We start from the raw sequence: 12,145 nt of genomic DNA, 5'->3' as shown, positions 1-12,145 counted from the left end.
AGCTCATAGCTCAACCTCTTATTTTTTGTGAGAGTGTTTTTAAAGGGTTGAATTTATAATTACATTTCTCTAAATAGTCCTACAACTTTACCTAATACAGTTACATGTTCTAAATAGATAGGGTCCATTGTACTATTCTCAGGTTGCAAGCGATAACGTGTCTTTTCTTTATAGAATCGTTTAACAGTAGCTTCATTATCTTCAGTCATAGCAACGATAATATCACCATTTTCAGCGATTGTCTGGCTTCTAACGATTACTTTATCGCCATCTAAGATACCTGCTTCGACCATACTGTCACCAACTACATTGAGAATGAAAATATCACTATTATGAGTTGAAGTGAAGTGTTCGGGTAATGGGAAATACTCCTCAACGTTTTCTACAGCAGTAATAGGTATGCCCGCTGTTACTTTACCGATTACAGGAACATGTATAGTTTCTTCCATATTTAAAGTATCACCTAATTGTTCTGATACAATTTCAATTGCCCGAGGTTTAGTAGGATCCCTTTTTATATAACCCTTTTCTTCTAACCTTGATAAATGACCGTGAACTGTAGAACTTGATGCTAGTCCAACGGCTTCACCAATCTCTCTTACACTTGGCGGATATCCTTTTGAATGAACTGTTTGTTTTATATATTCGAAAATTTCACTTTGTCGCTTTGTTAACTCTCTCATAGTAGGCACTCCCTAGATTAATTTGTTTTTATTATAGCATGCATATATAGATATTACAAACGTTTGTTCGTTTCTTGTTGACTCGGAACACGTGTTCTGGTAAGGTATAAATACAAACAAACGTTCTAGGAGTGACTATTAATGATAAAAATATATAAACACCAAATAAAAGCATATATAACAGTGTTATTTGTTACGATGTTATTAAGCGCATTATTTATTATAAGTGCGCATAACAACGCAGAATCAGAACAGACGTACGAAATGACCGATCATCAATTAACGAGTGAACCGGTACAAAGCGAACAATATAACGTGAAAACTGAAGGTAATAGCGAACACGAACACCAACCGGTTATAGCAGCAGTTAAATAACGATCTAAATAGAAGTGATTTGGGAAAGCAAGCATGTTAATAGTAAATAGGGATAAAGTGAGCGAAACGATTTAGTTTCGCTCGCTTTTTTGTTATATTTTTTCTAGATTATAAATTACGGAGGTTTACTATGGCTAACAAGGGTGGCGTAGATTTAGAACGTATTAATGAATTAGCAAAGAAGAAAAAGGAACAAGGACTTACTCAAACTGAAGCTAAAGAACAATCTAAGTTGCGCAAAGCTTATTTAGATGAATTTAGAGGCAAGTTCAAACAACAAATTGAAAGTACGAGAGTTATTGATTCAGAAGGTAACGATGTTACACCTAATAAAGTGAAAAAAATATTAGATTCTAAAGATAAAGAAGATAAAAACTAAATCAATTTTTTGTTAAATAGAAGAAAAGTAATGTATAATGATATTGAATCTTGCTAGAAGAAAGGAAGTCATATTAGATGAATATAGAAAAAGATCAATTAGCGATAGATACGATTAGAGCGTTAAGTATCGACGCTATTGAAAAAGCAAACTCAGGTCACCCTGGATTACCAATGGGCGCTGCTCCTATGGCCTATACTTTATGGACGCGTCATTTAAACTTTAACCCCCAATCAAAAGATTTCTTTGATAGAGATCGCTTTGTATTATCTGCGGGACATGGTTCTGCGTTATTATACAGTTTATTACATGTTTCAGGTAGTTTAGAATTAGAAGAACTTAAACAATTTAGACAATGGGATTCTAAAACGCCTGGTCATCCTGAATTTAGACATACGGATGGCATTGAAGTAACAACAGGTCCACTTGGACAAGGTTTCGCTATGTCAGTTGGTATGGCAATGGCAGAAAAACACTTAGCTGGCAAGTTTAATAAAGATGATGCACAAGTTGTAGATCATTATACTTATGTACTTGCTTCTGATGGTGACTTAATGGAAGGTATTTCACATGAAGCTGCTTCATTAGCAGGTCATAGTCAATTAGATAAGCTTATTGTTTTATATGATTCTAATGATATTTCTTTAGATGGTGATTTAGATAAAGCATTTTCTGAAGATGTAAAAGGTCGTTTCGAAGCATATGGTTGGAAACATATTTTAGTTGAAGACGGTAATGATATCGAAGCAATTGATAAAGCAATTGAAGAGGCGAAGTCTAATGATGTACCTACAATAATCGAAGTTAAAACAATTATTGGTTATGGTGCACCAAACAAACAAGCTTCTCATGGCGTGCACGGTGCACCATTAGGTGAAGACGAAAGAAAATTAGCTTTCGAAAATTATGGTCTAGACCCTGAAAAACGTTTCAATGTGCCTGAAGAAGTATATGAAATTTTCCAACAAAGTATGCTAAAACGTGCTAACGAAAAAGAAGAAGCATGGAATAAACTTGTTGAAGAATATAGCAGTAAGTACTCAGATTTAGCTGAGGAATTCAAACTAGCTATTAGCGGTAAATTACCAGTAAATTATAAAGATGAATTACCACACTTTGAAGCTGGTCACAGCGGTGCTTCTCGTGCTGATTCAGGTGAAGTGATACAAGCATTAAGTAAAACAGTACCTTCATTCTTTGGTGGGTCAGCTGACTTAGCTGGTTCTAACAAATCAAATGTGAAAGAGGCAGCTGATTTTGACAAAGATACACCAGAAGGCAAAAACATTTGGTTTGGTGTGCGTGAATTCGCAATGGGAGCTGCAGTAAATGGTATGGCTGCACATGGAGGATTACATCCATACGGTGCAACATTCTTCGTATTCAGTGACTATTTAAAACCAGCTCTTCGTTTATCATCAATCATGGGCTTAAATTCAACATTCATCTTTACGCATGATTCAATTGCTGTTGGTGAAGATGGTCCAACACATGAACCAATCGAACAATTAGCTGGTTTACGTGCGATTCCTAATATGAACGTGATTCGTCCTGCAGATGGTAACGAAACACGTGTGGCTTGGGAAGTAGCACTAGAATCAGAAAGTACACCGACATCATTAGTATTAACACGTCAAAACCTTACAACAATGGACTTACCAAAAGAGACAGTTGAAGAAGGCGTACGTAAAGGTGCTTATGTAGTGTTTGAATCTGATAAAGAAGCAGAATTCTTATTATTAGCAACTGGATCAGAAGTTAATCTTGCTGTAGATGCAGCAAAAGATTTAGAAGCACAAGGTAAAGGCGTTCGTGTTGTATCAATGCCTAACTGGAATGCATTCGATCAACAATCTGCCGAGTATAAAGAATCAGTACTACCATCATCAATTACAAAACGTGTAGCTATTGAAATGGCTTCACCACTTGGTTGGCATAAATATGTTGGCACGCAAGGCAAAGTCATCGCAATTGATGGATTTGGTGCAAGTGCGCCTGGTGATTTAGTAATTGAAAAATATGGTTTCACTAAAGAAAACGTATTGAATCAAATACAAACATTCTAATTAATATAATTAATTATTTAAATTGTTGGTATGAGAGCGAAAGTTCTCATACCAATTTTTATTATTAGATATAAAGCATAGCTTATATTTACAAATTGATTTTGTAATTGATATAATACATAAGGTTGAAAAAATATATTAATTGAGTTGCTCTTGAAAAGGAGCACCAATTTTAGTAAAATTCATTAGGATAGGAAAGTGGGTGAAACAATGGCAACTTGGTTAGCAATTTTATTAATCGTGTTAGCACTAATTCTAGGACTAGTCGGTGGATTTTTCCTTGCAAGAAAATATATGATGGATTATCTTAAAAAGAACCCACCAATTAACGAAGAGATGCTACGTATGATGATGATGCAAATGGGTCAAAAACCATCTCAAAAGAAAATAAATCAAATGATGACAATGATGAACAAAAATCAACAAGATCAAATGAAAAAAACAAAATAAGGTTCTATAAAAGGTTCGAGCCAATAAGTGAATTGGTTTGAACCTTTATTTTTTAGCAATAAAGTTAAAGTATTAAATACTTAGACATATTAAAAATTTTTCAAAGTGAATAATAGTATTATAAAAGGTTTTAAGTCGCGAACTCTAGAGTATTTAATGAGTAAAATGGAAATATTATATTTCAAATATTCAGAAAATATTTGATTGTGATATGATTTTTGTTATAATTGTTTATATATAAGGGAGGTATCGATAAGTGAAGGATGCTTATGACATGGAAGACAGAGAAGTATTAGATCGTCTAGCTAATATGCACATTAACTTTCCGAACGATGAAGCTTTTAAGAAATATCATAATGCAATGCAAACTCATGATATGAATTATCTTAGATATACACTAAATGATGCATTATCAGCATGTGTTAATTCGCATGTGTAATAGAGCAAAAATGATAGAATAAACCTTTACCAAGGTTCATTCACATTGTCGACAAAGTCTTAACGACTTTGTTGGCATTTTTTATGGTGTATGTTTTAGATTTTTTAGTTTCACAAAGCTTTAGTCACAGCACTTCACTTTTCCCAAGAATAAAAAAGGAACAATAGTATAAATTTATATTCTTCGCATATATGTTAGTATAAGAAATTTATTATTTATAGAAGGAAAAGATATTGATAGTTGTTATTTACTTAATTAAAAAATGCTAATATATACTATGTAATGTTAGAAACGATAAAATAGTTGAAAACGAATTAAAAATGCTGATTAATATTTTGTTAAGTGATATACTATCGAAAGTAAATATCATCTTATAGAAATTTAAAGAAGGTGTAAGTGTGTTATATTTAGTAATTTCTATAATTTTCGCTTTTATAATGGGACTAGGTGCTATCTTTGTGCGAATGAAAGCGCAAAATTTTCCAGTTAATGAAAAGAAAATTATATTACCACCATTTTTTATGGCAACAGGTGCTTTAATGTATGTTGTTCCATATTTTAGATTAACTGGTCTTGAAATTGTAGAATGTATTATTTTAGGTATAGCGTTTTCTACAATTTTAATATGGACATCTAAATTTGAAACTCAGGGCAGTGAAATATATATGAAGCGCTCTAAAGCTTTTCCTATCATTCTTATTTCACTACTGTTAATACGTACATTACTTAAAATATTTATTAGCAATAAAATAGATCCAGGAGAAATTGGTGGCATGTTTTTCTTACTTGGTTTTTCTATGATTGTTCCTTGGCGCTTAGCAATGTTATATAAATATAAAAAGCTTAAAAGCACATTAATTCAATAGTTTGGAGAGGCTGGGGCATACATACATGTCTCAGCCTCAATTGTTTTATTAGCAGTAGTTGAAGAAAAGCAAAAACGGTTTAATACCATTATGTTTATACTTGTCTTAGTGGTAAAAATATTATATTATATAAATACGAACAAACGTTCTATTAGAGGTGTAAAAATGAAAGTAATACATACAGCCGATTGGCATTTAGGCAGAATTTTAAATGGTAAATCATTATTAGAAGACCAAGCATATATTTTAAATCGTTTTATAGAAGCGATGGACAATGAACAACCGGATGTCCTAGTAATTGCGGGTGATTTATATGATACGAGTTATCCGAATAAAGATGCCATCCAATTATTAGAAAGTACAATTGATACTTTGAATCTAGAGATGGGCATTCCGATCATTATGATAAGCGGTAATCATGATAGTAAAGAACGATTGAACTATGGTTCCAAGTGGTTTGAAAAATCAAATTTATATATACGTACAAAACTTGAAGACATAAATATACCTATTTCAATTGGAAATGTAGATTTTTATACGTTACCGTTTGTAACAATTAATGAAACTCAACACTTTTTAAAAGATAATACGATAGAAACTTACCAACAAGCTTTAAGTAAATCTATTGAATATATGAGTAATAATATAAATAAGAATAATACCAATATTCTTATCGGTCACTTAACTGTACAAGGTGGTGTGCGTTCAGAATCAGAGAGACCTTTATCTATAGGGACAGTCGAATCTGTAGAAGCTGACTCGTTTCAACAGTTTGATAGAGTTATGCTGGGTCATCTACACCATCCGTTTAGCATAGATTCTGATTTTATAAGCTATAGTGGGTCAATACTTCAGTATTCTTTTTCTGAAGTGAATCAACCTAAAGGATATAGAATCATTGAAATTAAGGAAGATACAATCAAAGAGAAGTTCATACCGATTGCGCCTTTAAGACAATTAGAAGTTATAGAAGGCGATTACGAAGATGCGATACAAGAAAAATTAAAGGTAAAGGGTAAAGATAATTATTTACATTTCAAATTAAAGCATATGTCTCATGTCAGTGATCCAATGGTACATTTAAAACAAATTTATCCTAATACATTAGCACTTACAAATCAGACTTTTGATTTTAGCGCACATATTCATCAAGATAACTATGAAATTCAAAAATTAGATGATGAAACGATAATTGATAAATTCTATAAAAATATTACTGATGAAGAACTAACACAAACTCAAAGTAAAACTGTAGCTAAGGTGCTAAATGATTTACTAGAAGGAGGGTCTGAATAAATGAGACCTTTAACATTAAATTTAAATAATTTCGGACCTTTCTTAAAAGAAATGATAGATTTTAATAACGTAAAAGATAATCAACTTTTTTTAATCAGTGGTAAAACTGGATCAGGTAAGACAATGGTTTTTGACGCAATTGTGTATGCGCTTTTTGGTGAAGCGTCTACTAAAGATAGAAAAGAGAGTGATTTAAGGAGTCATTTTGCAGATAGTAAGACTCCTATGACTGTAGAATTTGAATTTAAGCTAAGAGATCATATTTTTAAAATTGTGAGACAAGGCGCATTTATTAAAGAAGGTAATAAAAATAAAACACTAGGCCAGTTAGCCATATACCAATACGAAGACGAGGAGTATAATCTCAGAGAGAGTAAAATAAATACGGGTAATCAATTTATCAGAGATTTATTAGGCGTAAACGCTGAGCAATTCAGACAACTTTTCATATTACCTCAAGGCGAATTTAAGCGATTTTTACTATCTAAAAGCTCAGAGAAGCAAGAAATTTTAAGAACACTTTTTAATAGTCAGCGTTTTGAAGAAATACAGAAACACTTGAGTAACGATGTAAAAGAAGTTAGAGAACAAATTGAAAAGAGATTCAATATATTAGAAAATAATTGGCATGACATTGAAACATTTAATGATGAAATATTAACTGAATATAAAACAATCAATGCTAGACAAACAAATCGAATTATGGAAGTATTACCTGAATTTAAAGAAAAAGCACGAAAAATACAACAGGAAATAAAAGAAAAAAAGAGTAAATATAAAGCTGAAGTGACTTCGGCAGAAAATAATTTAAATCATAATTTAAAACTTGAAGAAGCATTAACTCAGCTTGAAGAGAAACAACAGCAATATGAACAGCTACTTTTAGATGATGACAAAATCAAGAAGAAAATAAAACTATTAAATGAAATTTATGAAGTAAGACCGTTAGCCAATTTGCTAGAGTCTAAAGAAACGTTATCTTTAAAAAAAGAAAAATCAATAAAAGATATCGAAGAAAAACAAAATTCGATTAATACCCTCAAAGATAAGGCACATGAAAATAAAAAACAACTCGAAAAACATTTACAGACTTCGGATATATTAGAAGGTTTTAGAAAGTATGTAGAAAAATGTAAGTTGTTTTATGATAAAGCAAGTAAATATCGAGAGGCATATCATCAACGTGAAACAATAAATAAAGCTTACAAAACACTTGAGGAAAAGGTTAAAACACAAAAGCAACTACTGGATGATCTCGCTAAGAAGTTAAACCATCGTAAGAGTGATTATAAAAAAGTCGAATTACTTAATTCACAAATTTTCAATTTAAATAATGAAATCAAAGAGTTAAAACAGAATGAACTCAAAAAAATTGAAGTTGAAAGCTTACAAAACAGAAAAAAACAGAAATTAAAAGATATAGAAAAATTTCACATGAAGCTTCAACAATTAGATGACAAATATTCTAATATAGACAAAACGAATATAGATTTAAACAACAAAAAGGATATTATTGCAAAAGTTCAATCTGCATTAAATTCAGGTGATATATGTCCAGTTTGTGGAAATGAAGTACATTCAATTGAGCAACATTTAGACTTTGATGAACTTACGGAAAGACATCAAGCGTTAACTGCAATAGAAGAACAACATAAAAATATAAAAGAGAAAAAGATAAAATGTGAAAGTGAATTGAACTATTTGAATGAACAAATAGAAAAATTTTCTCAAGAAGAGCTTAATAATACGAATTATCATGAACTTGAAAAGTGTATTGATCATAAATATGTTGAAAAAGAGAATTTAGAAAAAGAAAATGAAGAGATTGATCAATTAAAAGAGCAATTACAAAAAAACGAACAAAGTTATCATACGCTTGAATTAGATATGAAAAATAACCAACACACTTTAAGAGAAAATGACATTGCTATAAATGACTTCGAACATAACACCGAATTTGATAATGTGGCTAAGTTTGTGAAAGTTTATGAAAGTAATTTAGAAAAGATAAAAGAATATGACGATGTTTGTTATAAATTAGAACAAAATATTCTAAATAGTAACCAACAACTGTCTATTGAAGAAAATAGTAAAGCATATTTAGAATCAAGCCTAAAAGAATTAAAAAATGAATTGGAAAATATGAATCTGAAGATAGATGAGGAAATGGATAGAATTGGCTTCACTCAATTTGAGCAGGTGAAAGCAACGATTGTTAAAGTAGCGGATAAAGATAAAATTGAAGCAGAGATTAACACTTACAATAAAGAGAAACAATCATTGGAATTAGTTATTTCGCAACTCAGTGAGGAAACTAAAAATAAAAAACTCCAAGATAGTCAACATTTAAAAGAAGTTCATCAACAAAAGCAACAAGTATTAGAAGAGATAGCTACGGAATTAAGCCAACATGAATATAAGATTGATTTTAATCAGAAGAAAATCAGTGAAATTAATACAATTATAGAAAAATTAGAAAAGGAATTGAAAGAACAGCAAGAAGTGTTTCAATTAGCGGAAATCTTGTCAGGTAAAAATGATCAAAAGTTAACTTTAGAAAACTATGTATTAATTTACTACTTGGAACGGATTCTTGCTCAAGCCAATCAACGTTTAGCATTGATGACAGGGCAACGCTATCAATTAACAAGAAGAGAACAAATATCACAGGGTTACAGTGGACTTGAAATAGACGTCTTTGATTCGCATTCGAATCAATCTCGACATATTTCATCATTATCTGGTGGAGAAACTTTCCAAGCATCATTAGCCTTAGCATTAGGACTTAGTGAAGTAGTTCAACAAGAGTCTGGAGGAATTGCTTTAGATTCAATGTTTGTAGATGAAGGTTTCGGAACATTAGATCAAGAAACATTAGAAACAGCGTTAGATACATTACTGAGTTTGAAATCTACGGGGAGAATGGTAGGTATTATTTCTCACGTAAGTGAACTTAAGCAAAGAATTCCGTTAATACTTGAAGTTAGTACAGAGCAATATCAAAGTACTACACAATTTAAAAGGCAATAATTGAACAAACCAACCGATTGATTATATAGCAATTGGTTGGTTTATTTATATCATTTTTTATTGAGATGTTTTTATAATAAAAAGCTAAACTAAGTTTACAGTTTTAAGATTATACGCAAAAATAGGCATAAAAAATACCAACGGAATCGACAGATTTTGTTGGTAGTTAAAAGCAATAAACATCAAATGCCTAAGGCTAGTTTAATTCATTTTTTTCACGTAGTAAATCGCGGATTTCTGTTAGTAATACAGTGTTTTCTTCGACTTCGTCTTCTTCAGGTTTCATTAATGTATTTGCAATTTTAACAAATATGAACAATGCAAAAGCGATGATAATGAAATCTATGATTGATTGTACGAACATACCATATTCGATACCCATAAACGTCCAACTTTTTGCAAAGTCAACAGTTCCGAAAATCAAACCAATTAGAGGCATGATAATGTATGCAACTAGTGCTGTAACAATTTTGTTGAAAGCTGCACCCATAACTACAGCTACTGCTAAATCTAAGACATTACCCTTTAATGCAAATTCTTTAAATTCCTTTAACATTATATAACACCTCTTAATTAAATATAAATTTTATTATACAATAAGTTTCAAATAAAGAGAATAGTTTTTTTAACTAAATTTGATATTAACACGGGGGTTTGTTATTCTAAGACGTGGCGAAAGATAAAAATAGAATTTATTGTAATTTTTCTATTTAGGTTTTTTAAAAATTAAATAAGATGAGAAAGGGAGTTATTATTTATGAATTCTTCTAACAACCAACCTAGCGGTAAGAAGATATCTCCAGTTTTTATCTATAGTGCGATTATCGTAGCGATTGTAGTACTTATTGGTGCATTTCTACCAGAACAGTTTGACACTGTTACGAATACAATCAAACTATGGATAACGGACAAACTTGGATGGTATTATTTAATACTTACAACGCTCATTGTTTTCTTCTGTGTTTTCCTAATATTTAGCCCTATTGGTAAACTGAAACTAGGTAAACCAAATGACAAGCCAGAATTTAATACGATTTCATGGTTTGCAATGTTATTTAGTGCTGGTATGGGGATTGGGCTTGTATTCTATGGTGCGGCTGAACCAATGGCTAACTTTGCTGCCCCACCAACTGCAGATCCAAAAACAACTGAAGCGTATACTGAAGGTTTACGCGCAACATTCTTCCACTGGGGATTCCACGCATGGGCAATTTATGGCGTAGTAGCATTAGCGCTTGCGTATGCTCAATTTAGAAAAGGTGAACCAGGACTTATTTCTAGAACTTTACGTCCTATCTTAGGCGATAAAGTAGAAGGTCCTATCGGGACAATGATTGATGTATTAGCAGTATTTGCTACTGTTGTAGGTGTGGCCGTATCACTTGGTATGGGTGCATTACAAATCAATGGTGGTTTGAATTACTTATTTGGCGTCCCAACTAATATATGGATACAAGGAATTATCATATTAGTTGTAACAATATTATTCCTTATGAGTGCTTGGTCTGGATTAAGTAAAGGTATCCAATATTTAAGTAATCTAAATATTAGTTTAGGTTTAATATTGATGGTAGCTGTACTAATTATTGGGCCAACGGTATTAATTTTAAATATGATGACAAGTTCAACAGGTAGTCTATTGAACACATTCTTATTTAATTCATTTGATACAGCAGCTTTAAACCCTCAAAAAAGTGAATGGATGTCTAGTTGGACACTTTACTATTGGGGCTGGTGGTTAAGTTGGAGTCCATTCGTAGGTATATTTATTGCACGTGTATCAAAAGGACGTTCTATCCGCGAATTTATCGCAGGCGTACTCTTAGTACCCGCATTAGTAAGTTTCGTTTGGTTCAGTGTATTTGGTGTACTAGGTATTGAAACTGGTAAGAAAAATCCTGAAATATTCGACATGACTGTAGAAACACAACTCTTTGCTGTATTTAACGAAATACCGATGGGTATTATATTATCAATTGTTGCACTGCTATTAATTGCTTCATTCTTTATTACATCAGCTGACTCAGCGACATTCGTACTAGGAATGCAAACGACATATGGTTCGTTAAATCCTTCGAATTACGTTAAAGTCACTTGGGGTGTTGCACAGTCATTAATTGCTTTCGTATTATTATTTGCTGGTGGTGGTGATGGCGCACAAGCGCTGAATGCGATTCAGAGTGCCGCCATTATAAGTGCCTTACCGTTCTCCTTTGTAGTTATAATGATGATGGTTTCATTCTACAAAGATGCGAACAAAGAGCGTAAGTTCTTAGGCTTAACATTGGCACCTAACAAACATAGATTGCAAGATTATGTACAACATCAAGAAGATGATTATGAAGATGACATTATTGAAAGACGTAAACCATTAAGAGACAATGAAAAAAACGAAAAATAATGTGAATTAACTGGGGAATCCTAATGGATCCCCAGTTTTTTTGTGCGCAAAAAGATTAAATATTGAGTATGAGCGGCTAATGTTAAAGCATTTAATATAAATAAAAAATATAAGTAAATAGAACTATGTAAAATAGTAAAAAGAAATGTATATATAATTA

At 31.8% G+C, this 12,145-nt stretch carries 11 protein-coding genes; 9 read left to right on the top strand and 2 right to left on the bottom strand.

All coding sequences use genetic code 11. The features are described from left to right. Window positions 1-59: 59 nt before the first annotated feature. Entirely contained in the window at window positions 60-683 is a 624-nt protein-coding gene (lexA, locus tag MHB47_RS07660) for a transcriptional repressor LexA (protein WP_002507769.1), read from the bottom strand. Between the two features lie 141 nt (window positions 684-824). On the opposite strand from lexA, the gene sosA reads away from it, so the two are divergent. From sosA to sbcC, 8 genes are all read left to right on the top strand, one after another. Further along, window positions 825-1,058 (top strand): DNA damage-induced cell division inhibitor SosA, encoded by a 234-nt coding sequence (gene sosA, locus MHB47_RS07655; RefSeq protein ID WP_002507768.1) that lies wholly within the window; start codon window positions 825-827, stop codon window positions 1,056-1,058. 130 nt (window positions 1,059-1,188) lie between these two features. Next, a complete protein-coding gene (locus tag MHB47_RS07650; RefSeq protein WP_065337908.1) occupies window positions 1,189-1,437 on the top strand; it encodes a DUF896 domain-containing protein in 249 nt (82 codons plus the stop codon). 77 nt (window positions 1,438-1,514) lie between these two features. Further along, window positions 1,515-3,503, top strand: a complete 1,989-nt coding sequence (tkt, locus tag MHB47_RS07645; protein WP_340755978.1) for a transketolase — start codon at window positions 1,515-1,517, stop codon at window positions 3,501-3,503. Window positions 3,504-3,713: 210 nt separating this feature from the next. After that, window positions 3,714-3,953 (top strand): YneF family protein, encoded by a 240-nt coding sequence (locus MHB47_RS07640; protein ID WP_021338794.1) that lies wholly within the window; start codon window positions 3,714-3,716, stop codon window positions 3,951-3,953. Between the two features lie 256 nt (window positions 3,954-4,209). Then, window positions 4,210-4,392 carry a hypothetical protein gene (locus tag MHB47_RS07635; RefSeq protein WP_002507700.1) on the top strand — a complete coding sequence of 61 codons (183 nt, stop codon included), beginning with the start codon at window positions 4,210-4,212 and terminating at the stop codon, window positions 4,390-4,392. A gap of 398 nt (window positions 4,393-4,790) precedes the next feature. Next, window positions 4,791-5,258, top strand: coding sequence for a CcdC family protein (locus MHB47_RS07630; protein ID WP_002507699.1), 468 nt, complete (start codon window positions 4,791-4,793; stop codon window positions 5,256-5,258). Between the two features lie 165 nt (window positions 5,259-5,423). After that, window positions 5,424-6,554 carry an exonuclease subunit SbcD gene (sbcD, locus tag MHB47_RS07625; protein ID WP_340755976.1) on the top strand — a complete coding sequence of 377 codons (1,131 nt, stop codon included), beginning with the start codon at window positions 5,424-5,426 and terminating at the stop codon, window positions 6,552-6,554. Next, window positions 6,555-9,584, top strand: coding sequence for an exonuclease subunit SbcC (gene sbcC / locus MHB47_RS07620; protein WP_340755974.1), 3,030 nt, complete (start codon window positions 6,555-6,557; stop codon window positions 9,582-9,584). Window positions 9,585-9,780: 196 nt separating this feature from the next. On the opposite strand, the gene mscL is transcribed toward sbcC, so the two are convergent. After that, a complete protein-coding gene (gene mscL, locus MHB47_RS07615; protein ID WP_340755972.1) occupies window positions 9,781-10,140 on the bottom strand; it encodes a large conductance mechanosensitive channel protein MscL in 360 nt (119 codons plus the stop codon). A 201-nt stretch (window positions 10,141-10,341) separates the two neighbouring features. On the opposite strand from mscL, the gene MHB47_RS07610 reads away from it, so the two are divergent. Next, on the top strand, window positions 10,342-11,985 hold the full coding sequence (locus MHB47_RS07610; protein ID WP_071664886.1) for a glycine betaine uptake BCCT transporter: 1,644 nt from the start codon (window positions 10,342-10,344) through the stop codon (window positions 11,983-11,985). Window positions 11,986-12,145 lie beyond the last annotated feature (160 nt).

The organism is Staphylococcus sp. FSL K6-3157 (genome assembly GCF_038005145.1).
GTDB classification, from domain to species: Bacteria; Bacillota; Bacilli; order Staphylococcales; family Staphylococcaceae; genus Staphylococcus; species Staphylococcus equorum.
This window is presented reverse-complemented; position numbering and strand designations above follow the sequence as displayed.